Annotated in this window: 22 protein-coding genes and 1 other RNA gene; 15 read left to right on the top strand and 8 right to left on the bottom strand. The window is 70.3% G+C overall.

The genetic code is table 11. The features are described 5' to 3' along the window. The first annotated feature begins 59 nt into the window (after positions 1-59). Both ACWC2B_RS28925 and prfB read left to right on the top strand, forming a co-directional pair. The gene (locus tag ACWC2B_RS28925; RefSeq protein WP_450721646.1) at positions 60-1,307 is read left to right on the top strand and encodes a serine/threonine-protein kinase; all 1,248 of its coding nucleotides are present in this window, start codon (positions 60-62) and stop codon (positions 1,305-1,307) included. Positions 1,308-1,366: 59 nt separating this feature from the next. Continuing rightward, entirely contained in the window at positions 1,367-2,473 is a 1,107-nt protein-coding gene (prfB, locus tag ACWC2B_RS28930) for a peptide chain release factor 2 (RefSeq protein ID WP_450721648.1), read from the top strand. A 575-nt stretch (positions 2,474-3,048) separates the two neighbouring features. Here the strand turns inward: prfB and ACWC2B_RS28935 are convergent. Next, positions 3,049-3,840 (bottom strand): hypothetical protein, encoded by a 792-nt coding sequence (locus ACWC2B_RS28935; RefSeq protein ID WP_450721650.1) that lies wholly within the window; start codon positions 3,838-3,840, stop codon positions 3,049-3,051. A gap of 123 nt (positions 3,841-3,963) precedes the next feature. Beyond that, positions 3,964-4,155, bottom strand: coding sequence for a hypothetical protein (locus tag ACWC2B_RS28940; RefSeq protein ID WP_450721652.1), 192 nt, complete (start codon positions 4,153-4,155; stop codon positions 3,964-3,966). A 264-nt stretch (positions 4,156-4,419) separates the two neighbouring features. Between ACWC2B_RS28940 and ftsE the strand changes: the two genes are divergently transcribed. The 5 genes from ftsE to ssrA all read left to right on the top strand — a co-directional run bounded on the left by ftsE (position 4,420) and on the right by ssrA (position 8,368). Beyond that, complete coding sequence (gene ftsE / locus ACWC2B_RS28945) at positions 4,420-5,109, top strand: cell division ATP-binding protein FtsE (protein ID WP_393137390.1); 690 nt, start codon at positions 4,420-4,422, stop codon at positions 5,107-5,109. Positions 5,110-5,155: 46 nt separating this feature from the next. Next, positions 5,156-6,073, top strand: a complete 918-nt coding sequence (ftsX, locus tag ACWC2B_RS28950) for a permease-like cell division protein FtsX (RefSeq protein ID WP_450721655.1) — start codon at positions 5,156-5,158, stop codon at positions 6,071-6,073. Positions 6,074-6,153: 80 nt separating this feature from the next. Beyond that, complete coding sequence (locus ACWC2B_RS28955; protein ID WP_450721657.1) at positions 6,154-7,350, top strand: S41 family peptidase; 1,197 nt, start codon at positions 6,154-6,156, stop codon at positions 7,348-7,350. A 34-nt stretch (positions 7,351-7,384) separates the two neighbouring features. Next, on the top strand, positions 7,385-7,897 hold the full coding sequence (smpB, locus tag ACWC2B_RS28960) for an SsrA-binding protein SmpB (protein ID WP_399492966.1): 513 nt from the start codon (positions 7,385-7,387) through the stop codon (positions 7,895-7,897). Between the two features lie 101 nt (positions 7,898-7,998). Beyond that, positions 7,999-8,368: a transfer-messenger RNA gene (ssrA, locus tag ACWC2B_RS28965) on the top strand. A 64-nt stretch (positions 8,369-8,432) separates the two neighbouring features. Here ssrA and ACWC2B_RS28970 read toward each other — a convergent pair. Continuing rightward, positions 8,433-8,852 carry a hypothetical protein gene (locus ACWC2B_RS28970; protein WP_450721659.1) on the bottom strand — a complete coding sequence of 140 codons (420 nt, stop codon included), beginning with the start codon at positions 8,850-8,852 and terminating at the stop codon, positions 8,433-8,435. A 59-nt stretch (positions 8,853-8,911) separates the two neighbouring features. Continuing rightward, positions 8,912-10,210 carry an MFS transporter gene (locus ACWC2B_RS28975; RefSeq protein WP_450721661.1) on the bottom strand — a complete coding sequence of 433 codons (1,299 nt, stop codon included), beginning with the start codon at positions 10,208-10,210 and terminating at the stop codon, positions 8,912-8,914. Positions 10,211-10,313: 103 nt separating this feature from the next. Between ACWC2B_RS28975 and ACWC2B_RS28980 the strand changes: the two genes are divergently transcribed. From ACWC2B_RS28980 to ACWC2B_RS29010, 7 genes are all read left to right on the top strand, one after another. Further along, the gene (locus ACWC2B_RS28980) at positions 10,314-11,324 is read left to right on the top strand and encodes a LysR family transcriptional regulator (RefSeq protein WP_450721663.1); all 1,011 of its coding nucleotides are present in this window, start codon (positions 10,314-10,316) and stop codon (positions 11,322-11,324) included. A 251-nt stretch (positions 11,325-11,575) separates the two neighbouring features. Further along, positions 11,576-12,298 carry a hypothetical protein gene (locus ACWC2B_RS28985; RefSeq protein WP_450721665.1) on the top strand — a complete coding sequence of 241 codons (723 nt, stop codon included), beginning with the start codon at positions 11,576-11,578 and terminating at the stop codon, positions 12,296-12,298. A gap of 277 nt (positions 12,299-12,575) precedes the next feature. Beyond that, positions 12,576-14,678, top strand: coding sequence for a bifunctional polysaccharide deacetylase/glycosyltransferase family 2 protein (locus ACWC2B_RS28990; protein ID WP_450721738.1), 2,103 nt, complete (start codon positions 12,576-12,578; stop codon positions 14,676-14,678). After that, positions 14,675-15,832, top strand: a complete 1,158-nt coding sequence (locus ACWC2B_RS28995; protein WP_450721667.1) for an acyltransferase family protein — start codon at positions 14,675-14,677, stop codon at positions 15,830-15,832. The genes ACWC2B_RS28990 and ACWC2B_RS28995 overlap by 4 nt, the downstream gene beginning before the upstream one ends. Positions 15,833-15,975: 143 nt before the next feature. Further along, positions 15,976-17,313 carry a nitrate/nitrite transporter gene (locus tag ACWC2B_RS29000; RefSeq protein WP_450721740.1) on the top strand — a complete coding sequence of 446 codons (1,338 nt, stop codon included), beginning with the start codon at positions 15,976-15,978 and terminating at the stop codon, positions 17,311-17,313. A 103-nt stretch (positions 17,314-17,416) separates the two neighbouring features. Further along, positions 17,417-18,571, top strand: a complete 1,155-nt coding sequence (locus ACWC2B_RS29005; RefSeq protein ID WP_450721669.1) for a uroporphyrinogen-III synthase — start codon at positions 17,417-17,419, stop codon at positions 18,569-18,571. Positions 18,572-18,603: 32 nt separating this feature from the next. Next, positions 18,604-19,122, top strand: coding sequence for a GNAT family N-acetyltransferase (locus ACWC2B_RS29010; protein ID WP_450721671.1), 519 nt, complete (start codon positions 18,604-18,606; stop codon positions 19,120-19,122). 17 nt (positions 19,123-19,139) lie between these two features. On the opposite strand, the gene ACWC2B_RS29015 is transcribed toward ACWC2B_RS29010, so the two are convergent. The 4 genes from ACWC2B_RS29015 to ACWC2B_RS29030 form a co-directional block, all read right to left on the bottom strand. Continuing rightward, positions 19,140-19,823 (bottom strand): DUF2637 domain-containing protein, encoded by a 684-nt coding sequence (locus ACWC2B_RS29015; protein WP_450721673.1) that lies wholly within the window; start codon positions 19,821-19,823, stop codon positions 19,140-19,142. Positions 19,824-19,871: 48 nt separating this feature from the next. Then, positions 19,872-20,048 (bottom strand): hypothetical protein, encoded by a 177-nt coding sequence (locus ACWC2B_RS29020; RefSeq protein WP_450721675.1) that lies wholly within the window; start codon positions 20,046-20,048, stop codon positions 19,872-19,874. A gap of 509 nt (positions 20,049-20,557) precedes the next feature. Then, complete coding sequence (locus ACWC2B_RS29025) at positions 20,558-20,833, bottom strand: hypothetical protein (protein ID WP_450721677.1); 276 nt, start codon at positions 20,831-20,833, stop codon at positions 20,558-20,560. Positions 20,834-20,907: 74 nt separating this feature from the next. Continuing rightward, positions 20,908-21,657: a hypothetical protein gene (locus ACWC2B_RS29030; protein ID WP_450721679.1), complete on the bottom strand. Its 750-nt coding sequence runs from the start codon at positions 21,655-21,657 to the stop codon at positions 20,908-20,910. 537 nt (positions 21,658-22,194) lie between these two features. Between ACWC2B_RS29030 and ACWC2B_RS29035 the strand changes: the two genes are divergently transcribed. Further along, the gene (locus ACWC2B_RS29035; RefSeq protein ID WP_450721681.1) at positions 22,195-22,668 is read left to right on the top strand and encodes a hypothetical protein; all 474 of its coding nucleotides are present in this window, start codon (positions 22,195-22,197) and stop codon (positions 22,666-22,668) included. The last annotated feature ends 183 nt before the right edge of the window (positions 22,669-22,851 follow it).

Here is a 22,851-nt window from a genome sequence, read left to right on the forward strand (position 1 = left end):
AGGTTGGCGTCCCGGCCGCGTAGCCTCAGCGTGCACAGCCAGCCGCTGAGGGAGCAGTCTTGGCACGGAATATCGGCAGCCGGTACACCGCCCACCAGATCCTGGGCCGCGGCAGCGCCGGCACGGTGTGGCTCGGCGAAGGGCCCGAGGGCCCCGTCGCCATCAAGCTGCTGCGCGAGGACCTGGCCGCCGATCAGGAGCTGGTCGGCCGCTTCGTGCAGGAGCGCACCGCCCTGCTCGGCCTCGACCACCCCAACGTGGTGGGCGTGCGCGACCTGGTGGTCGACGGCAACGACCTCGCCCTGGTCATGGACCTGATCCGGGGCACGGACGTGCGCACCCGCCTGGACCGCGAGCGCCGCCTCGCCCCCGAAGCGGCCGTGGCCATCGCGGCCGACGTCGCCGACGGTCTCGCCGCCGCCCACGCGGCCGGTGTCGTACACCGCGACGTCAAGCCCGAGAACATCCTCCTGGACATGCAGGGCCCGCTCGGCCCCGGCGGCGCCCACCCCGCCCTCCTCACCGACTTCGGCGTCGCCAAGCTCATCGACACCCCCCGCCGCACCAAGGCGACGCGGATCATCGGCACCCCGGACTACCTGGCACCCGAGATCGTCGAGGGCCTCCCGCCGCGCGCCGCCGTCGACATCTACGCGCTCGCGACGGTCCTCTACGAACTGCTCGCGGGCTTCACCCCGTTCGGTGGCGGCCACCCCGGCGCCGTACTGCGCCGCCATGTGACCGAGACGGTCGTCCCGCTCCCCGGCATCCCCGACGAGCTGTGGCAGCTGATCGTCCAGTGCCTGGCCAAGGCCCCGGCCTCGCGGCTGCGCGCCTCCGAACTGTCGGTGCGGCTGCGCGAACTGCTCCCCCTGGTCGCGGGCATGCCCCCGCTCGACGTGGACGAGCCGGACGCCGAAGGCACCGAGGACGAGGAGGCGTACGAGGATCCGTACCCCACCGCCCCCAACAGCGCCCCCCGCCGCGGCGCCGTCCCGCTGGTGCCCGGGGCGCAGCACGACTCCGCCAACCGCGACACCCACACCAGCATGCGCGTCCCCGGCCCCGACGAGCTGGCCGGCGGCCCGCTCGGCACGGCCCGCGCCCCCCGCTCCTCGGGCGCCCCGCGCCCCGGCTCGGCCCGCCACCGCGCCGACCAGGTCCGCAAGCGCCGACTCGTCCTGACGACCGCGGCGGTCGCCCTGGCCGCGGCCGTCGGCGTCGGCGGCTGGCTGGCCCTGAGCGACGACTCCGGCAAGCAGCCGCCGCCCCAGGACACCAAGAACTCGGCGCCAGTCGTCCCCTAGGACAGGGATGATCAAGCGGCCCGGGGAACGCCGGAGCGCGCAGCCGTTACGCTGGACCCGTGGCAGTCGTCGATGTATCCGAAGAGCTGAAGTCCCTCTCCTCGACCATGGGGTCGATCGAGGCCGTCCTGGACCTCGACACGATGAGGGCAGATATTGCTGCGCTCGAAGAGCAGGCGGCCGCCCCGTCCCTCTGGGACGACCCGGAGGCGGCGCAGAAGATCACCAGCAAGCTTTCGCACCTCCAGGCGGAGCTGCGCAAGACCGAGGCCCTGCGCGGCCGGATCGACGACCTCGCGGTGCTCTTCGAGCTCGCCGAGGAGATGGACGACCCGGACACCCGCACCGAGGCCGAGGCCGAGCTGGAGTCCGTGCGCAAGGCGCTGGACGAGATGGAGGTCCGTACCCTCCTGTCCGGCGAGTACGACTCCCGCGAGGCGCTGGTCAACATCCGCGCGGAGGCCGGCGGCGTCGACGCCTCCGACTTCGCCGAGCGCCTCCAGCGCATGTACCTGCGCTGGGCCGAGCGCCACGGCTACAAGACCGAGGTCTACGAGACCTCGTACGCGGAAGAGGCCGGCATCAAGTCGACCACCTTCGTGGTCAGCGCGCCCTACGCCTACGGCACGCTCTCCGTGGAGCAGGGCACGCACCGCCTGGTCCGCATCTCGCCCTTCGACAACCAGGGCCGCCGCCAGACGTCCTTCGCGGGCGTCGAGGTGCTGCCGGTCGTCGAGCAGTCCGACCACGTCGAGATCGACGAGTCCGAGCTGCGCATCGACGTCTACCGCGCCTCGGGCCCCGGTGGACAGGGCGTCAACACCACCGACTCCGCGGTCCGCATCACGCACATCCCGACCGGCATCGTCGTCTCCTGCCAGAACGAGCGCTCGCAGATCCAGAACAAGGCGAGCGCCATGAACGTCCTGCAGGCCAAGCTCCTTGAGCGCCGCCGCCAGGAGGAGCAGGCGCTGATGGACTCGCTCAAGGGCGACGGCGGCAACTCCTGGGGCAACCAGATGCGTTCGTACGTCCTGCACCCGTACCAGATGGTGAAGGACCTCCGCACCGAGTTCGAGGTCGGCAACCCGCAGGCGGTCCTCGACGGCGAGATCGACGGCTTCCTGGAAGCGGGCATCCGCTGGCGCAAGCAGCAGGAGAAGTAAGCCAGTTACTGACGTGCCTTGAGTACGCGACGACGCCGGGCCCCCGGAAAGGGGACCCGGCGTCTTCTGTTGTGGTGGATGAGTGTGCCCAGGGTGGCGGTTCCGTATCGGGGTGCATGACGAGCACATGTCCTGCGGCCGAATTCGCTGGCGCAAGCGGGAATTGAGCGACTCGGCGCTTTGTCGACATCCGAACTCGCGTGCAAGAGGCGCCGGTTCCGGTCTTCTGTCACAGTCGTATTCCCGTACGCCCGGCAATTGGGGCGATGTCGGGCATTGCGTACGCAACGACCTTGACGTCATCTTTAAAACTGGCAAAGCTAGCGCGCGGCATGCGTATTTCTGGGGCGCGTGTGACGGGGGAGGGGCCCAATCGCTCCCCCTGCGTTGCCGCCCCGGGCGCTGCTCCATGACGAGACAGCTACTGGGGGTAGCAGGCAGATGACCAAGAACACGCGGGTCCGCGTCGCGCGGATAGCAGCCGGTGCGGTGATTGCCGCCGGCGCGTCGCTGACCGCCGCGGGGGCGGCCCAGGCCGTCGGCTTCGACTCCAACGACGGCAAGGCCAAGAGCACCTACGACGAGCCCTGCATCCCGGGTACGCCGCTGTGCGACACCACGGGCGGCCAGTCGACCGGTTCGACCACCGCCGGTTCGACCGGCTCGACCACCTCCGAGGGAACCACCGGTTCCACCACCTCCGAGGGCACGACCGGCTCGACCACCTCTTCGGGTACGACCGGCTCGACCACCTCTGAGGGCACCACGGGGTCCACGGGCTCCACCACGTCCGGCACCTCGGGGTCGACGACCTCGGGCACCACCGGTTCGACCACGTCCGGCACCTCGGGCACCACGGGGTCGACGACCTCGGGTACCTCGGGCTCCACGACCTCCGGCACCTCGGGGTCGACGACCTCGGGCACCACGGGGTCCACCACGTCCGGCACCACGGGCTCCACCACGTCCGGCACCTCGGGGTCGACGACCTCGGGCACCACGGGATCCACGACCTCCGGCACCTCGGGCTCCACGACCTCCGGTACCTCGGGCAGCACCGGCTCCACCACGTCCGGCACCTCCGGCAGCACCGGCTCGACCGGTTCGACGGGTAGCACCGGCTCCACGGGGAGCACCGGCTCGACCGGCTCCACCGGTTCGACGGGCTCCACCGGTTCGACCGGCTCCACCGGGACCACGGGCAGCACGGGCGCCACCGGTTCCACCGGCAACACCGGCACCAACCCCGACGCCGTCGGGTCGCAGCCGGTCGAGCAGGGCAAGCAGAAGGAGGAGCTCGCCGCCACCGGTGCGGGCGGGACCACCTTCCTGCTGGTCGGCGCCGCCACCATGATCGCGGGTGGCATCGGCTTCCGCCTCATGCCGCGTCTCGCGGGCGGCCGTAACGTTGCGTAAGTAGCGGCTGACGCTCAAGAGGGCCCCGGGTGCGATCAAGCACCCGGGGCCCTCTTGACGTACGGACCGACGATTCAGACGGTCTGGTGGGCCAGCAGGGCAAAGGCCCCTATCAGGACGATCAGCAGGGTCACCAGCGCCGCGGGGCTCAGGGCCCCCCACTGGTTCTCCTGCTGCAGGCGCTCCCGGTTCGCCCGGCAGACGCGGCAGCGGCCCTCGCTCACGGGCGCCGCGCAGTTGGCGCACACCAATCGGTCATAGGTCATGCGCTCTCCTCCTCCCGCGCGGCGGAGCCGGCGCATGTAGCCATCAAGCCGCTATCTCTCCGCTCAACGCTCAGGGAAACGCAACCGTTCCCCCTACCACTGTGCCAGCTCCCGCGCGTTTCGGCGCGGCCCGCCTGATTCATCCCGGTCCCGCCCCCGTAACCGAAGGGACATAAGGGGCATCCCTGGACGCGGCCTGCGCGGGCTCGTCGCGTTCGCGTAAGGTCACGCACACCTATACTCCCGGCCGACCGTGGTGCACCCGTGATCCGATTCGACAATGTCTCCAAGACCTATCCCAAGCAGAACCGACCAGCCCTGCGGGAAGTCTCCCTCGACATCGAGAAGGGGGAGTTCGTCTTCCTCGTCGGCTCGTCCGGCTCCGGGAAGTCGACCTTTCTGAGACTGATCCTGCGTGAAGAGCGCGCCAGCCAGGGGCAGGTGCACGTGCTCGGCAAGGACCTGGCCCGGCTCTCCAACTGGAAGGTGCCGCACATGCGGCGCCAACTGGGCACGGTCTTCCAGGACTTCCGGCTGCTCCCCAACAAGACCGTCGCGGAGAACGTCGCGTTCGCCCAGGAGGTCATCGGCAAGCCGCGCGGCGAGATCCGCAAGGCCGTACCGCAGGTGCTCGACCTCGTCGGGCTCGGCGGCAAGGAGGACCGCAGGCCCGGTGAGCTCTCCGGTGGTGAACAGCAGCGCGTGGCCATCGCCCGCGCCTTCGTCAACCGGCCCATGCTGCTCATCGCGGACGAGCCGACCGGCAACCTCGACCCGCAGACCTCCGTCGGCATCATGAAGCTGCTCGACCGGATCAACCGGACCGGTACCACCGTCGTCATGGCGACCCACGACCAGAACATCGTCGACCAGATGCGCAAGCGCGTCATCGAGCTGGAGTCCGGCCGTCTCGTACGAGACCAGGCGCGCGGCGTCTACGGCTACCAGCACTGAGCGCCGTAGAGCACTCGTCGAGCACTGAAAGGCTGAAATCGTCGCCATGCGCGCCCAGTTCGTTCTCTCGGAGATCGGGGTCGGTCTCCGTCGCAACCTGACCATGACGATCGCCGTCGTCGTCTCCGTCGCCCTCTCGCTGGCCCTGTTCGGCGGTTCGCTGCTGATGCGGGACCAGGTCGACAACATGAAGGGCTACTGGTACGACAAGGTCAACGTCTCGATCTTCCTCTGCAACAAGGCCGACGCCGAGAGCGTCGCCAAGTGCGCCAAGGGCGCGGTGACCGCCCAGCAGAAGAAGGACATCGAGGCCGACCTCAAGAAGCTGGACGTCGTCCAGACGGTGTCGTACGAGTCGGCCGACGAGGCGTTCAAGCACTACAAGGAGCAGTTCGGCAGCTCCCCCATGGCAGGGTCGATCACGCCGGACCAGATGCAGGAGTCGTTCCGGGTCAAGCTCAAGGACCCGGAGAAGTTCGCCGTGGTCGCCACCGCCTTCGCGGGCCGCGACGGCGTCCAGTCCGTACAGGACCAGAAGGGCATCCTGGAGAACCTGTTCGGGCTGCTCAACGGCATGAACTGGGTGGCCTTCTACGTCATGATCCTGATGCTGGTCGTCGCCCTGATGCTCATCGTGAACACGGTCCGGGTCTCGGCCTTCAGCCGGCGCCGGGAGACCGGGATCATGCGCCTGGTCGGTGCCTCCAGCTTCTACATCCAGGCGCCGTTCATCATGGAGGCCGCGTTCGCCGGACTCATCGGCGGCGCGGTCGCCTCGGCCATGCTGCTGGTCGGCCGGTACTTCCTGATCGACCACGGCCTCGACCTGGCGCACAAGCTGAACCTGATCAACTTCATCGGCTGGGACGCGGTCTTCGCCAAGCTGCCGCTGGTGCTCGCGGTGAGCGTCCTGATCCCCGCACTCGCCGCGTTCATCGCGCTGCGCAAGTACCTCAAGGTCTGACCCCGCGTGTGACATACGCCCCGGGCGCGGTAGGAGCAACAGCCCCTACCGCGCCCGACGTTTGTCCTAGACTCGGCGCCATGTCGGGCCCGGAACTCTGTCCCAGGCCCCGCGGCGTGCGCCGCGGGGCGGCTCTGGCATTGGTCTTCGCGAGCGTCCTGATGACGGCGGCAGCCACCAACTGCCTGCCGCGCGTGGAGCAGAGCCCCGGCGCGTTACCGGCCGGGACCGCGGCGGCCGCCCTCGATCCGCGCGAGGGACACACCGCCCGCGGCGGCGACCGCGCCGCCGAGGACGTGACCCGGGCGGCCGCCGAGGCGCAGGCCGACGGCAAGTCCGCCACCCGCGCGGCCGAAGAGGCCGTGGGCCGCATCGGGGACCGCTGGGGCGCGGTCTACGACAAGGCTCAGTACGAGCAGTACACGGACGCCCTCGACGGCCGCTACACCGGCGTCGGCCTCTGGGTCGCCCGCACCGCCGACGGCCGCACCCAGGTGACCCGGGTACAGGCCGGCGGCCCCGCGGCCCGCGCCGGCATCGAACCCGGCGACTTCCTGCGCAGCATCGACCGCTGGTCCGCCGACGGGCAGCCCGTCACCGAGGCCGTCTCCCGCCTGCGCGGCGACGCGGCGGGCAGCAAGGTCGCCGTCGGCCTGCAGCGCGGCTCCCGCAGCTGGAGCCAGACGTTGGACCGGGCGGTCCTCGGCACCGAGGACGTGGCCGTCAAGAAGCTCTCCGCCGAGGTCGTGATGATCAAGGTGTCGGCCTTCACCAAGGGCTCGGGCGAGCGGGTGCGTACCGCCGTGCGGCAGGCCCCGAAGGGCGCCGGGATCCTGCTCGACCTGCGGGGCAACAGCGGCGGCCTGGTCGGCGAGGCCGTCACCGCCGCCTCCGCCTTCCTCGACGGCGGCCTGGTCGCCACGTACGACGTGCACGGCAAGCAGCAGGCGCTGTACGCGGACGACGACGGCGACGGCGCGAGACCCCTGGTCGTGCTGGTCGACGGCGGCACCATGAGCGCCGCCGAACTCCTCACCGGCGCGCTCCAGGACCGCGGCCGCGCGGTCACCGTCGGCTCGCGCACCTTCGGCAAGGGGTCGGTTCAGATGCCCACCGGCCTCGCGGGCGGCTCGGTCGCCGAACTGACCGTCGGCCACTACCGCACCCCCTCGGGCCGCGGCCTCGACGGCAAGGGCATCACCCCCGACCTCCCGGTCACCGACCGCCTCCTCGAACATGCCGAGACCGTCCTGAGCGGCCTGGGCGGCACGTCTTAAACCTGTTGCGCCGAGGTGCGAAAATGGCCGCACTATGGCTAAGAACACGGGCAAGGACAAAGAGAAGGACAGCAAGCGCAAGCTGGTCGCGCAGAACAAGAAGGCTCGGCACGACTACCTCATCATCGACACCTACGAGTGCGGTCTGGTGCTCACCGGCACCGAGGTGAAGTCGCTGCGCCAGGGCCGCGCCTCGCTGGTCGACGGGTTCGTGCAGATCGACGGCGGCGAGGCCTGGCTGCACAACGTGCACGTGCCGGAGTACGCGCAGGGCACCTGGACCAACCACAGCGCGCGGCGCAAGCGGAAGCTGCTGCTGCACCGGATGGAGATCGACAAGCTGGAGTCGAAGTCGGGGGAGTCGGGCCACACGATCGTGCCGCTCGCCCTGTACTTCAAGGACGGCCGGGCCAAGATCGAGATCGCGCTGGCCAAGGGCAAGAAGGAGTACGACAAGCGGCAGACGCTGCGCGAGAAGCAGGACCGGCGCGAGACGGACCGGGCCATCTCGGCGGTCAAGCGCAAGGAGCGGGCGAGCCTGCGCTAGGCAGGCAGCGGCCCGCGCGGAATAGGCTGGCACCTTCGGGCGTTGGTCACGTACGATGGCATCAGCCCCTCACGCAGGGGCGCCTTTTGAAAAAAACACATGGGGATGATCGGTTTCGACAGCGGATGTCGAAGCAGGGGAAGCGTGTCGAGGAAGCGGCAATGATCTCGTAAACCATATGTCGCAAACAATAATCGCCAACACCAAGCGCGATTCCTTCGCCCTCGCTGCCTAAGTAGCGACTTGCGAAGTGTCAGCCCGGGGCTGTTCCCGACCCGGATCCTGGCATCAGCTAGGGAACTAAACTTCTAGACCCGGTCACGGGGTTTAGAAGGAAATCAAACAGTGACTGGGCCCGTCGGCGACTTGTTCGCGTGATTGCCGGGGCCGAGAAAATCGCAGCGAACTGCACACGGAGAAGCCCTGTTTTTGCACCGTTGGACGCGGGTTCGATTCCCGCCATCTCCACAATTCCCATGTAGGCGAAGGCCCCGCTGTTTCGGCAGCGGGGCCTTTGTCGTGCCCGGGGCCGTGGTCAGGCGACCGGCTGGCCGGTCAGCATGCCGAGGAGCTGGTCCATCTCGTTGCGCCACAGGCGGTGGACGTTCATCCGGGTCGGCTTCGGCTGTCCCGGCAGCTGGCAGCGGAACGAGCTCCACAGGGTGTTCCGGCGGACGTCGCTGATCATCCGCATCGCCTCGGCCGGCTGGATCGCGGTGACGATCTCCTGCGGTCGGTTGTTCCAGCGGCTGGCCCGGTGAAGGAGCACGGCCTGCTGGGTCACGGTGATGAAGTAGTACGTCAGGAAGCACTGGCCTATGAGGCCGAGCATGCTCATCAGCCAGACGCTGGGGCCCGCCACCGCCTGGATCATGACGATCGGGCGGTCCTGCGGGTTGGCCTGCGCGATCGCCTCGGCGACCTGCTGCTGGATGGTCGACTTCTTCATGGCCATGGGGATGGGCCTTCCTGATACGTGGTCATGCCTGAGCGGTCATGTCCGAGCGGTCATGTCTAAGCGGAAGGGGGCGTCCCGCTTACCGGGGGCGGTGCAGCGTACCGCCCGGATCCGGCCACGCTCACCACCAGGGCGACGGCCGCCGCGCAGACCGGGACCAAGTAGCCCATCTCCGCGCCCGCTTGCTCGATGACCTGGCCGCCGGTGGCCGAGCCGGCCGCGATGCCACCCAGGATCGCGGTGACGGCGAGGGTCATGCCCTCGTTCAACCGGCCCTCGGGGGTGAGGCGCTGGACCAGCGTCATGCCGGTCACCATGGTCGGCGCGGTGGCCGCGCCCGCGCACAGCAGGGCCGCGGCGAGCACGACGAGCGAGCCGCTGGTCCGCGCCGCGAGCAGCGGCAGACACATCAGTACGGCCATGGCCCCGACGCAGCCGACGAGCCGCTGGGCCACCCTGCGGGCCGGGCGCGCCGCCCCGTACAGGAGCCCCGCGACGCACGATCCGGCCGCCTGGAGAGCGAGCACCCCGCCCGCCGCCAATGGGGTCTCCCCTGCTCGACCGGAGTGGAGAGCTTGGGGATGGTGGCCGAGCCCGTCGGCGTACGCGATGGTGACGATCTCCAGGGAGCCGAACACCGCGCCGGTGGCGAGGAACACCGCGAGCAGCGGGGCGAACCCCCTGGTACAGACAGGGGACTTGGCAGCGGGCGTACGGGGTGCGGCGGGCGGCTCGGTCGTGCGCTGGGCGGCGAAGAGCAGGACGCCCGTCATCAGCAGGACCGCGCCGACGAGCGTGCCGGCCTCGGGGAACAGGGCCGAGCAGAGGAAGGCCGCGGCGACCGGGCCGAGCATGAAGCAGAGCTCGTCGGCGGCCTGTTCGAAGGAGTTGGCGGTGTGCAGCGCGGCTGTGGCTTCCGGGGAGGAGCCGCGGTGCAGGTGGGCCCAGCGGGCGCGGGACATGCCGCCGGTGTTGGGGGTCGTGGCGGTCGCGGCGTACGCGGCGAACAGGGTCCAGTCGGGGGCGCCGAAGTGCACGCACAGGAGCAGGGCCAGCGAGCCGCATACCGCAACTGCCGTGGCGGGCACGGCAATTCGGGCCTGGCCGCACCGGTCGACGAGCCGGGCCGTCCACGGGGCGACGAGCGCGGTCGCGGCGAGCCCGGTGGCGGTGACGGCCCCCGCGAGGGCGTACGAGCCGCGCGCGCCGGCGATCATGATCACGGCGCTGACGCCGAACATGCCCATGGGGAGCCGGGCGACCAGGTTGCCGAGGGTGAAGGCGCGGGCGCCGGGGGTGCGGAAGAGGCGTATGTAGGGGTTCGGGCGGCGGGCGAGCGGGGGCGTTTGCGGCATGCCCCGATCCTTGTGGAGGCCGGATGGTGGGGTCCAACACCTGATCAGGAGCCATTCACGCACTCTTGTTGTCAACGCGTCTGATGTTGTTGACTCACCTCCCGTGCCCCACGACCTGGACCCGCGCCTCCTCCGCTCGTTCGCCGCCGTCGCCGACGAGCTCCACTTCACCCGCGCCGCCGCCCGCCTGTTCGTCGCCCAGCAGGCGCTGAGCCGCGATGTCCGGCGCCTGGAACGGGAGTTGGGCGCCGAGCTCTTCGTACGGACCACCCGGGCGGTCGCGCTCACGGCGGACGGGACGCGGCTGCTGCCGTACGCCCGCAAGGTGCTCGACGCCCACGACGAGCTGCGTACCGCGTGGGCGGGCGGGGGCGCCGCGCGGCCCCTGCTCGTCGACATCTCGGCGCCCGTCGGCACCGGTGCGCGGGTGCTCGCCGAGGCCCGCGAACAGGCCCCCGGCGTCGAGTTCGTGGCCCGGTTCATCAGCGGGCTCACCGGGGCGGCCGCCGAGATCCTGGCCGGGCGGCTCGACGTCTCCTTCGGCCGGGTGGCCGGGCTCGACCCGGCGGTGCTCGCGGGGCTCGGCCACCAGCCGGTGCGCCACGAGCGGATGGCGGTGCTGCTCGCCGCGGAGCACCGGCTCGCGAGCCTGGCCGAGGTGCCACTGGACGCGCTGGCCGGAGAGACCCTGTACGTGGCGGCGGGCAATCCGGCCACCGCCGAGTGGACCGACCTCGCCGAGCGGCTCTTCGCTGGGCGCGGCATCGAGATGGCCGCGCCGTTCCCGGAGATCGCGGGGGAGGAGGAGTTCGTCCGGGTGGTGCGCAAACAGGGCTGGTCGGTGCTCGCCAGCACCGAGTTCATGGACGTGCCCGGCATGGTCGTACGCCCGCTGACCGACCCCGTACCGCTCGCGCCGGTGTCGCTTGTGTGGCGCAAGGGGCTCTCGCATCCCGGCGTGGACGTCCTGCGGCGGGTCGCGAACGAAGCCTCGGCGGCGCACGGCTGGCTCGAAAAGCCCCCCGGAAGCTGGCTTCCCGAGTCCGACATGTCCCTGATGGCAGCTGATGCACCGCACGTGGCCCACCGAAAGCGAACATCACGCGATACGTGAACACATGTCCACAGCTGCGTGCGCTACATTCATCGCCCGGGTGCGGCGGGATAGTGGGGGCGCCCGGAACGGGTGGGGTCTCCCCGTTCCGGATGGTGGTGCCCGGGAGTCGTGCGCGCAACCCGCGAAACATATTTCAGGGAGTGCGTACGAAAATGGACAGTCGGATAACCAATGGGCCGGGCGGGCAGCCCGGTCCAGGCCACCCGGGGGGTGGTCAGCCGCCACGCGACGGGACGATGCAACTCGGCGTGTTCGCGCAGGAGTCGACCACGCCCACGCGGCGGCTGACCAAGCCCGATCCGCGACCGGCCAAGCCCGATCCGCGACCGGCCAAGCCCGATCCGCGGGTGGCCAGGGCCGAGCCGCAGGCGACCATTCCTACGCCGCGGCTCACCAAGCCCGAGCCGCGGGCGACGACGCCCACGCGTCAGTTCACCAAGCCCGAACCCCAGGCGGCCAAGCCCGAACAGCAGGCGGTCAGGCCCGAGCCGCAGGTGGCCAAGCCCGATCCCGAGCCCGTTTCGCGGTCCATGACCCAGAAGATCCCGGTCTTCAAGCCGCTGCGGGCAGCCTCGGCCGAGCAGGCCGTGTTCGTCGACGCCAGCGGGAAGCGCGGCAAGAAGCTGCGCCGGCTCGGCTGGGTCTTCGGGCTCGCGGCCACCGGCTTCGCCGTGGCGCTCGTCGGCTCGCTGCTCGGCGGCAGCGCCCGCGCCCCCGGTCTCAACCTGCCCGACAAGGCCGACGCCGTGACGGCGCCGCCGAAGGCGACCGCCTCGCAGGCCCCGCAGCCGCAGGCGTCGCCCTCGAAGAAGGCCGTGGTTCCCGTTCACAGCGCCTCCAAGGCGCCCTCGCCCAAGACCCCCAAGTCGTCGCGCACGCCCGTCACGGGGCACAGCCCGGTGAACACCAAGGTCTCCCCTCGCCCCACCACCTCGCGCAAGCCGGCCACACGGGCGGCCTCCCCCGCCTGAGCACCGCCGTCCCGGCCCGCCCGCAGGGGTCCGGACAGCGGCCCCGAGTGATCTTCGTGAAGTCAGCTGCGGAACACGCACCCCGAAAGGGGCGCGGGGAAACCGCTCGCGACCAGCCACCCCCCACAGGCTCGCACGCGACGCGCTCCACATCCCGCGGAGCGCTTGGCACCAACCCCGTACGGCCACCACGGCGTACCGGCCCGAAGGCGTAACGACACCTGCCATGAGAACCACCAAGGCCAAGCCGCGGCCAACGCGGCGCAAGCGGCTGCCCATGCGCTACCTGCTGCCGCTGCTGCTGCTCGTCGCGCTCGTCGCGATGCTGATGCTGCGCGGCTATGTGCACAGCGAGATCTCCGCGGACCACCGCGTCCGGGACCCCGCACCCACCGACAAGGTGCCCGACAAGATCATCGACGGCGGCCCGGTCATCGACGCGCGCACCCCCGGCAAGCCGGTCAGCCTGCGGATACCGGACCACAAGATCGTCATCACCTTCGACGACGGCCCGGACCCCACCTGGACGCCGAAGGTCCTGGACGAGCTGAAGAAGTACCACGCGCACGCCGTCTTCTTCGTGACCGGAACCAACGCCTCGCGCTACCCGGACCTCATCAAGCGCATGGTCGCCGAGGGCCACGAGGTGGGCCTCCACACCTTCAACCACCCCGATCTGTCCTACCAGTCGAAGTCGCGCATCGACCGCGAGCTCTCCGAGAACCAGCTCGCGCTCGCGGGGGCCGCGGGCGTGCACAGCTCGCTGTTCCGGCCGCCGTACTCCTCGTTCGCCGACGCCATGGACAACGACACCTGGCCGGTCGTCCAGTACGTCGGCAGCAAGGGCTATGTCGTGGCGCTCGACTCCACCGACAGCGAGGACTGGCAGCGGCCCGGGGTGAAGAAGATCATCCACAACGCCACCCCGGAGGACGACAAGGGCGCCATCGTCCTGATGCACGACTTCGGCGGCGACCGCTCGCAGACCGTGGCCGCGCTCGACAAGTTCCTGCCGGACATGCAGGAGTCGGGCTACACCTTCGTCAACCTCACCACCGCGCTCGGCGCACCGAGCGCGCTGACCCCGGTCAAGGGCATGGACCTGTGGAAGGGCGAGGCGTTCGTCGGCGCCGTCCAGGTCGCCGAGCACACCACAGACTTCCTGGTCGTCGGCCTCGCCATGGTCGGCGTGCTGGTCTTCGCCCGCTTCGGGCTGATGCTGGTGCTCTCCTTCGTGCACGCCCGCAAGGTCCGCAAGAAGGACTTCCAGTGGGGCCCGCCGGTCACCGAACCCGTCTCGGTGCTCGTGCCCGCGTACAACGAACGCGAATGCATCGCCAACACCGTTCGTTCGCTCATGGCGAGCGATCATCCGATCGAAGTGATCGTCATCGACGACGGTTCGAGCGACGGCACCGCCGACATCGTCGAGGCCCTCGGCTACCCCAACGTACGCGTGGTGCGCCAGGAGAACGCGGGCAAGCCCGCCGCCCTCAACAACGGCATCGCACATGCCCGTTACGAGCTCGTCGTGATGATGGACGGCGACACCGTCTTCGAGCCGTCCACCGTCCGCGAACTGGTGCAGCCCTTCGGCAACCTGCGCGTCGGCGCCGTCGCCGGCAACGCCAAGGTCGGCAACCGCGACTCGCTCATCGGCGCCTGGCAGCACATCGAGTACGTGATGGGCTTCAACCTCGACCGCCGCATGTACGACCTGATGGGCATCATGCCCACCATCCCCGGCGCGGTCGGCGCCTTCCGCCGCCAGGCCCTGGAGCGGGTCGGCGGCATGAGCGAGGACACCCTCGCCGAGGACACCGACATCACCATGGCCATCCACCGCGACGGCTGGAAGGTGGTCTACAGCGAGAACGCCCGCGCCTGGACCGAGGCCCCCGAGTCCGTCCAGCAGCTCTGGTCGCAGCGCTACCGCTGGTCGTACGGCACCATGCAGGCGATCTGGAAGCACCGCGGCGCCATCAAGGACCGGGGCCCCTCGGGCCGCTTCGGCCGGATCGGCCTGCCCCTCGTCGCCCTGTTCATGGTGGCGGCCCCGCTGCTCGCCCCGCTGATCGACATCTTCCTGCTCTACGGGATCGTCTTCGGCAAGACCGGGCAGACCATCGTGGCCTGGCTCGTCGTGCTCCTGATCCAGGGGGTGTGCGCTGCCTACGCCTTCCGGCTCGACAAGGAGAAGCTCACACACCTGCTCTCGCTGCCGCTCCAGCAGGTCCTGTACCGGCAGTTGATGTACGTCGTGCTGCTCCAGTCCTGGATCACCGCGGTGACCGGCGGCCGGCTGCGCTGGCAGAAGCTGCGCCGCACCGGCGTGGTCGAGGCGCCGGGCAACCCGGCCGAACGGAAGGCGGCGGGATGACCTCGTATGTGGAGGTTCCGGGAGCGGCGGCCACCCCCGCCGCCCCGGCACCCCGGGCGCCCGTGCGCGACCGGTACTTCGATTTCCTCCGCGCCCTCGCCCTGTTCCGGGTGGTGCTCTACCACCTGATGGGCTGGGCCTGGCTGCCGCTCGCCTTCCCCTCCATGGGCGTGATGTTCGCGCTCGCCGGAAACCTGATGGCCCGCTCCCTGAAGCGGCCCGCCGTCCAGGTCGTACGGGGCCGCCTGCGCCGGCTGCTCCCGCCGATGTGGCTGCTCGGCGCGGTCGGCATCACCGGCATGCTCGCCCAGGGCTGGGGCCCCGACTCCGACGGGCACCCCGCCTGGTGGTGGGGGCACCTGCTGTTCTGGGTGGTCCCGCTCAGCGACCCGCCGTACGCGGCCGGCCTGCCCGGCATCCACCACGTACTGGGCGACAACTGGGGCGCCAACCTCGCCGAACCGCTCTGGTACCTGCGTGCCTACCTGTGGTTCGTGCTGCTCTCGCCGCTGTTCCGGATGCTGCTGCGGCGCCTGCCGTGGCTGACGGTCCTGGCCCCGGTCGCCATCGCGGCGCTCGTGGACTTCGTGGATCTCGGCCTGCCCACGCGCATCGACTCCGCGCTCACCGACTTCGCCACCTTCGGAGCCTGCTGGATCCTCGGCATGGCCCACCAGGCGGGCGTCACGCGGAAGCTGCCGAACTTCCTGATCCCCTCGCTCGCCCCCATCGTGATGGCCCTCGGCTACTGGTGGGCCGTGCGCGGCGGGTTCTCGGTCACCGGCGACACCGAGCTCGACTCGATCCCGCTCGCGCAGACCCTGTGGTCGCTCGGCGCGGTGCTCCTGCTGCTGCACATCAGCCCCTCGTGGGAGCAGTGGCCGGCCCCGCTGCGCCGCTGGGACCGCCTGATCACCCTGCTCAACTCGCGGGCCGTGACGGTCTACCTGTGGCACAACCTGTGCATCCTGGTCGCCGCCACCGTCTGGGACGACCTCTGGAGCATCGACGCGCTCGCGGGTGCGGGCAAGTTCCTGAACAGCTCGTGGCCGGTACTCGCCGTGACCTGGGTCCTCATCGGCCTGTGCGTGCTGTGCTTCGGCTGGGTCGAGGACGTGGCGGCCAAGCGCCGGCCCAGGCTCTGGCCCGCCTGACGAACCCCGGCGGCGGCGGTCTCACCGCCGCCGCCCGGACCTCGTGAAGACAAGGTTGCACCCCGGTCACCCGGCGCCACGCGGCCGAAACCCTCCCTCCCTACGGTCGCTGTGACGTGAAGCGAACCGACCGTGGAGGCATGATGGCTGGCCGTTGGATCGAGCGGTGGGACCCGGAGGACGACACGTTCTGGCGGGAGACGGGCGAGCGCGTCGCCCGGCGCAACCTCTTCCTGTCCGTGTTCTGCGAACACATCGGGTTCTCCATCTGGAGCCTGTGGTCGGTGATGGTGCTCTTCATGGGCCCCGGCTACGGAGTGGACCCCGCGGGCAAGTTCTTCCTGATCTCGGTGGCGACCCTCGTCGGCGCCCTCGTCCGGATCCCGTACACCTTCGCCGTCGCCCGCTTCGGCGGCCGCAACTGGAGCGTCTTCAGCGCCCTGCTGCTCCTCGTGCCGGCCGTCGCGGCCTGGTTCGCCATGGAGCCGGGCACCTCGTACACCACGTTCCTCCTGGTCGCTGCCCTCGCCGGGGTCGGCGGGGGCAACTTCGCCTCCTCGATGACCAACATCAACGCCTTCTTCCCGCTCCGCAAGAAGGGCTGGGCGCTCGGACTGAACGCGGGCGGCGGCAACATCGGCGTACCGGTGGTGCAGCTCGTCGGGCTGCTCGTCATCGCGACCGCCGGGGCCACCCACCCGCGCATCGTGCTCGCCGCCTACATCCCGCTGATCGTGGTCGCCGGGATCTGCGCGGCCCTTGGCATGGACAACCTGGCGCCGGTACGCAACGACACGGGCGCCGCCAAGGAGGCGCTGCGGGACGCGCACACCTGGATCATGGCGTTCCTGTACGTCGGCACGTTCGGCTCCTTCATCGGCTACAGCTTCGCCTTCGGCCTCGTGCTCCAGACCCAGTTCGGGCGGACCCCGCTGCAGGCCGCCTCGCTCACCTTCATCGGGCCGCTGCTCGGCTCCCTGATCAGGCCCGTCGGCGGCCGCCTCGCCGACCTGTACGGCGGCGCCCGCATCACCCTGTGGAACTTCGCCGCGATGGCGGCCGCGACCGGCATCGTCCTGTACGCCTCGGTCCAGAAGTCGCTGCCCGTCTTCCTCACCGGGTTCATCGCCCTGTTCGTGCTCAGCGGCCTCGGCAACGGCTCCACGTACAAGATGATCCCCGGCATCTTCCAGGCCAAGGCGCTCGCCCGCGGGCTCTCGGGGGAGGACGCGGCGGCCTACGGGCGGCGGCTCTCGGGGGCGGCCATGGGGTTCGTCGGAGCCATCGGCGCGCTCGGCGGGCTCGCCATCAACCTCGCCTTCCGGCAGTCCTTCCAGACGGTGGGCACCGGCACCGCCGCCTTCGCCTCCTTCCTGGCCTGCTACGCGGCGTGCTTCACGGTGACCTGGGCGGTATACGTCCGCCGACCTGCCCGAACGACCGTCGCCGCCGCTCCCGCGCCCGCCTACGCCGAGGTGTGATCCTTGTCGGTGGGGGGTGACGTAACACCCGGGAAACCAGGGTGAACCCCGGGCGTCACGCTCCGTTGGCAGGCTCGGACGTCCCCGCACCACCTGGAGAGTCATGTCCGCACAAGCAGAAGTGGCCGCACCGAGCGGGCCCCTCGGCGGGTTCACCGTCGGGGTCACCGCCGCCCGCCGGGCCGACGAGCTCGCGGCGCTGCTCACCCGCCGCGGGGCCGCCGTGCTGCACGCGCCCGCGCTGCGGATCGTGCCGCTCGCCGACGACAGTGAACTCCTCGCCGCCACCCGGGAGTTGATCGCCAAGGTGCCCGACACGGTGGTGGCCACCACCGCCATCGGGTTCCGCGGCTGGGTCGAGGCCGCCGACGGCTGGGGGATAGGGGACGCCCTCCTCACCACGCTCAAGGGCGTCGAACTCCTCGCCCGGGGCCCCAAGGTCAAGGGCGCGGTCCGGGCCGCCGGGCTCACCGAACAGTGGTCGCCCTCGTCCGAGTCGATGGCCGAGGTCCTCGACCGGCTGCTCGCCGAGGGTGTCGCCGGCCGGCGCATCGCGATCCAGCTGCACGGCGAACCGCTGCCGGGCTTCGTGGAGGCGCTGCGCGCGGGCGGCGCCGAGGTCGTCGGGGTGCCGGTCTACCGCTGGCTGCCGCCGCAGGACCCGGCGCCGCTCGACCGGCTCCTGGACGCCACCGTCTCGCACGGCCTGGACGCGCTCACCTTCACCAGCGCCCCGGCCGCGGCCTCCCTCCTGAGCCGGGCCGAGGAGCGCGGCATGCTCGCCGAGCTGCTGCTCGCCCTGCACCACGACGTGCTGCCCGTCTGCGTGGGCCCGGTCACCGCGCTGCCGCTGCAGGCCCGCGGCGTGACCACGCTGGCCCCCGAACGCTTCCGCCTCGGCCCCCTCGTCCAGCTCCTGTGCACCGAACTCCCGGCCCGTTCAAGGGTGTTGCCCCTGGCCGGCCGCCGCGTCGAGATCCGCGGCCACGCGGTCCTGGTGGACGGCGAGCTGAAATCCGTCCCCCCGGCCGGCATGGCTCTGATGCGCACCCTCGCCCGCCGCCCCGGCTGGGTGGTGGCCCGCGCCGAACTGCTCCGCGCCCTGCCTGGCTCGGGCACCGACGAACACGCCGTGGAAACGGCGATGGCCCGCCTGCGCACGGCACTTGGCGCCCCCCGGGTCATCCAGACAGTGGTGAAACGCGGCTACCGCCTCGCCCTCGACCCGGCGGCCGACGCGAAGTACGCGGAGGGCTGAGCGGGCCCGCCCACGGCCGCTACGGTACGGGGATGATCACGCTTCGCACCGCGGTCCTCGACGACGCACCCGCCCTCGCCGCGGCCCTGCTGCGCAACCGGGACCACATGCGGCCCTGGGAGCCGCACCGGCCCGACGCCTTCTACACACCCGCCGGGCAGGCGGAGCGGCTCTCCGACGTGGGGGCGTACCGGATCGTGCTCGCCGACGGGGACCGCGTCGTCGGCCTGGCCACCCTCTCCGGCATCGCGCTCGGCCCGTTCCGCAGCGCGAGCCTCGGGTACTGGATCGACGCCGAGTACAACGGCCGCGGCCTCGCCACCCGGGCCGTGGAGGAGATCTGCCGGGTGGCGCTCGACGAGATCGGGCTGCACCGGGTCGAGGCGGGCACCGTGCCGCACAACATCGCGTCCCAACGGGTCCTCGCCAAGGCCGGGTTCGAGGAGTTCGGCCTCGCGCCGCGCTATCTGCACATCGACGGCGAGTGGCGCGACCACCGGCTCTTCCAGCGGATCCTGCACGACGGCCCACCCGAGCGGCGTGCTCGCTGAGAGCGTGGGCCCAAAACCTACGGCCTTGTCTTCTTGAGCCCGTTCACCACGTCGAAGGCGTGCCGAGGACCGGGCCGGGGCGAGAACTGCCCGACGAGTTCACGGAAACAGACCAGGGCGGTGATCGGCGGAATTCCGACGACCACCATCGCGAAAAGCGAATGCGGTGCTTGGCCGATACACAGAGCCACCGCCGTGCCGGAGGAGATCAGCATCACGGCCCAGGACCGCCGAGCGGTCCGGTGCTGAACGGATGCCCGCAGGATGGACAGACCTGCCAGCAGCCACGGTCCGTACACGGTCAGCGGCCACCATCGCGCCAAGTGCGGCGATGCCCCGAGCAGCGCGATGATGCGCAGCTGATTGTACGAATAGGAGATGGACCAGGTCAGTATCGTCACCGCGCAGATGGTGATTATGGCGATCAGGATCGAGACGGCGATGATCCTCCGCTTTCCGGCCAGGACGTGAAACCCTGACCGGGGCCGCCGTCGGCTGACCTGGCGGTGCGAGTGCCTGTCGCCGTCCGATGGGGGCGGCACTGGATCCACGCTGAGGGTCGGCTGCAGGATCCGGGCCAGCTCTTCGTCCGGATCCCATCCGTCCGATGGGGTCTCCGGCTCGGTGCGCCACATGTGCTGCACATCGATCGGCTGGGTGTAATCAGGGTATTGGTCTACCGCATCATAGTCGGTTCTCATTCCGAACCCTTTCCGTCCTGGGCTTCTCCGCGCGCGGTTGTGGATGTTTTATTCGGAGTGCGGACCCCCCGTCTGCCATCCCTTCGCCGCAGCCTGCAGGTATTCCCGCTCCATCCGGCTGATGGTCGCGAGGAAGTCCTCAAGCAGGTCTGAGCAGTGCATGAGGCCTTCCTGGTCCGAGAGGAACAGGTGGGCCTTTTCTACGTCCTTTTCCTTCAAAGTCACGATCGCCTAACGAGCATCACGCGGCGCGCGGCGTCGTGCATCCGGGGGAATATTGGACGTCGGCACCCTCCCGCATATCGGATTACAGTCCATGGTCGATGAAATTCCGAAACGTATTACATGGAATTTCTGAAGGTGTTTTCGGCCATGATCCCCGGTGGCGACTTGTAGGTTTAACTGGCGAATCGTTTCCGCTGATCTTGCAGGCGGAACCGTACGCGGGCGTTGCTGTTCTTGAAGGTGCGCGAGCGAGATGGGCGGCGGCCCCGGGCTGCGACTGCGGCGCCGGGCTCAGCGGCCGGGCGTCGGGTTCGACGGCCGGCGATGCGGCGGGAGCCCTGCGATGCCCACGGCACCTCGCGGGCCCGGTGACACCGCCCCGGCCGTTTGCTCGCCGGGGGTGGGAGTCATGCCGGACCCGGAGGCCAGTGGCCCTCGTGCGGAACCGCGAAGAACATGACGAGGGCGGGGTCTGTGCGGAAAGACGGGAAAGAGGGGGGCGTGGCTGCTCAGCCGACCTTGCTGTTGCAGCCCATGTCCGAGCCGAGGTGGCTGGGCTGCGCACCCGGGGCCCCTTCGCCGTTGAGCCCGTTGCCCAGCAGGGCGTTGAGCGCGCCGACGCTGCCGAGGACGTTGATGTTCATGTCGTGCGAGCGGCACTCGGCGTTCTGCATGATGTCGGTGTCGTGCGCGCCCTCCTCGCCGTGCGCGAAGGCGGTGCCGCCGAAGGCGCCGATGCTGCCGATGACGGCGCCGAGGAGGGCGACCTTCTGGATCTTGCGCATTTCTTCTCCGTTGGTCTAGCTGGTGTGGTGTGCGACAGATGGGGTGGGGACGGTGGACGAACCCGGGGAGGCGATCAGCCGAGTCGCGGCAGACCCAGCTGGCCCACCGGCGGGGCCGCGAGCTGGCCGAGGCCGAGACCGGGCACCTGCGGGGCGCCGACCGGTGCGATCAGCGGGTTGATGAGCGGGTTCACCGTCGGGTTCACCTGGGGGTTCACCTGCGGGGCGACACGCGGCGCGGGCTCCGGGTTGAAGACCTGGGGCACGGCGACCTGCGGGGCGACCTGCGGCGTGACCTGCGGCGCCGCCTGCGGGGAGACCTGCGGAGTGACCTGCGCCGGCTGTCCGGCCTGCGCGACACCCGTCGACGTGGCGTAGGCGGCTGCCTGCTGCGGGGCGGGCGCCGGAGGAGCGGCCTGCATCATCGGCTGGGCATACGGCTGCGGACCGTAGGCCTGCGCCGTGCCCGCCGCGTTGGACGTCGCCGTGGCCTGCGAATACTGCGGCGGCGCGTACTGCGGGGGCGCCTGGTACTGCGGGGCAGGCGCGTACTGCGGCGGCGGCGCGTACTGCGGCGGCGGCCCGTACTGAGGGGGTGCGTACTGCGGAGGCGCGTACTGCGGGGGAGCCTGGTACTGGGGGGCGGCGTACTGCGGGGGCGGCCCGTACTGCGGGGCTACGTCGGGTGCCGAGTACCGGGGACCAGGTGCCGGACCGGGACCTCCGTACCCGACGGGAGAGTCGGCATGGCTGACGCCGACGCCGACGGCGGACAGACCGCCGGCCGCTGCTACTACGAGCGCGGCCTTGTGAAGCTTTCGCATGGAACCCTCGGCCCTTCAATGCCTGTACAGGGGAAATCCGTTGCATTCAGTGGAGTCTTGCGTGCGCTCAGTCCGATATTCACACTGCGCCTCAACTGGGGGAAATGGAGGCTGCCTTGTGGACTTCACGCCGGAGCCGACAGCGGATCCCGTTGCTCTCTCTTCGAATTCGTGGCCGCCGCCTTCTCCCAGTTGGCAACGAGGTTTCCTCCGGACCGGTCACGGGATCCAAAAATCCGTCACCCATTTGCCATGACCCGGCACGCCACGGATGAGTGAGGGCCTGCCGCCCCTGTCACGAACAAGTGGGAGGCCGGCACTCCCGCGTTGACGATTCAGATGATGATTCGCACCCCTCGGCAAATGGGTGACCACACCCCGCCTCCCGTGACGGGACCCGCATGCATCTCGTTCCGCACAGGGCCAGGACGATGGCCCATCGCAGCCGCACAGGACAGCGAAAACAGCATCGGCTGCACTGGCTCATCTGCAATCCCATACGTTCCACGCACAGGTCAACGAAGGGCCGAGGGTTCCATGCGCAAGTTTCACAAGGCCGCGCTCGTCTTCGCAGCGGCCGGCGGGCTGTCCGCCATCGGCGTCGGCTCCAGCGCCGCCGTCGCTCCCGCCGGGTACAACGGCGCTGCTCCGCCCCCCATCGGGCAGCCGGATGCCCACGCCGTCTCGTCGACCAGCTCGCAGGCCACCGCGCAGTCTTACGGCTCGCCCGCCCCGCAGCGGATGTCCCTGCCCCAGCCCTCCGAGGTCAGCCCGCAGGTCAACCCGCAGCTGAACCCGCTGATCTCTCCGCAGATCTCCCCGCAGACGGCCCCGGCGGCGCCGTCCGGCCCGGTGGACCAGAACAACCTCTTCCGCCCGTCCCAGGAATGCAGCCCGCAGAACCTGCTCAACGCGAATCTCCCGGTCGCCGTGCTCGCCGGCGCCGAGACCAAGGGCGTCAGCTGTGGCCAGGCCAACAGCCAGGCGAACTCCCTCGCCCACGCCCACTAGTAGGGCTTTGCCGCCAGGCCGTTTTGATGGCTTCTGACCAGCCGCGTCGGACCAGGAGCCATCAGAAGCGCCCTGGCCGCAACGGCAGTTGCCGTGACCGGTGATCGGCTTTGTCGGTGATCCAACCCTGGCATCGCGAAGATCGTCCGCGCGGGAGCGCCGGGGTACTGGGGGTACGGATCC

It is taken from the genome of Streptomyces sp. NPDC001415, from assembly GCF_053597395.1.

Bases quoted from the DNA above. Each gene is read 5' to 3' on its own strand.
- ACWC2B_RS29010 (WP_450721671.1), top strand. From the start codon at position 18,604: ATGATCACGCTTCGCACCGCGGTCCTCGACGACGCACCCGCCCTCGCC.
- ACWC2B_RS28955 (WP_450721657.1), top strand. From the start codon at position 6,154: ATGTCGGGCCCGGAACTCTGTCCCAGGCCCCGCGGCGTGCGCCGCGGG.
- smpB (WP_399492966.1), top strand. From the start codon at position 7,385: ATGGCTAAGAACACGGGCAAGGACAAAGAGAAGGACAGCAAGCGCAAG.
- ACWC2B_RS28935 (WP_450721650.1), bottom strand. From the start codon at position 3,840: ATGCCACCCGCGATCATGGTGGCGGCGCCGACCAGCAGGAAGGTGGTC.
- ACWC2B_RS28975 (WP_450721661.1), bottom strand. From the start codon at position 10,210: ATGCCGCAAACGCCCCCGCTCGCCCGCCGCCCGAACCCCTACATACGC.
- ftsX (WP_450721655.1), top strand. From the start codon at position 5,156: ATGCGCGCCCAGTTCGTTCTCTCGGAGATCGGGGTCGGTCTCCGTCGC.
- ACWC2B_RS28970 (WP_450721659.1), bottom strand. From the start codon at position 8,852: ATGGCCATGAAGAAGTCGACCATCCAGCAGCAGGTCGCCGAGGCGATC.
- ACWC2B_RS29030 (WP_450721679.1), bottom strand. From the start codon at position 21,657: ATGCGAAAGCTTCACAAGGCCGCGCTCGTAGTAGCAGCGGCCGGCGGT.
- ACWC2B_RS29015 (WP_450721673.1), bottom strand. From the start codon at position 19,823: ATGAGAACCGACTATGATGCGGTAGACCAATACCCTGATTACACCCAG.
- ACWC2B_RS29035 (WP_450721681.1), top strand. From the start codon at position 22,195: ATGCGCAAGTTTCACAAGGCCGCGCTCGTCTTCGCAGCGGCCGGCGGG.
- ACWC2B_RS28995 (WP_450721667.1), top strand. From the start codon at position 14,675: ATGACCTCGTATGTGGAGGTTCCGGGAGCGGCGGCCACCCCCGCCGCC.
- ACWC2B_RS29000 (WP_450721740.1), top strand. From the start codon at position 15,976: ATGGCTGGCCGTTGGATCGAGCGGTGGGACCCGGAGGACGACACGTTC.
- ACWC2B_RS29025 (WP_450721677.1), bottom strand. From the start codon at position 20,833: ATGCGCAAGATCCAGAAGGTCGCCCTCCTCGGCGCCGTCATCGGCAGC.
- ACWC2B_RS28990 (WP_450721738.1), top strand. From the start codon at position 12,576: ATGCGCTACCTGCTGCCGCTGCTGCTGCTCGTCGCGCTCGTCGCGATG.
- ACWC2B_RS29005 (WP_450721669.1), top strand. From the start codon at position 17,417: ATGTCCGCACAAGCAGAAGTGGCCGCACCGAGCGGGCCCCTCGGCGGG.
- ACWC2B_RS28940 (WP_450721652.1), bottom strand. From the start codon at position 4,155: ATGACCTATGACCGATTGGTGTGCGCCAACTGCGCGGCGCCCGTGAGC.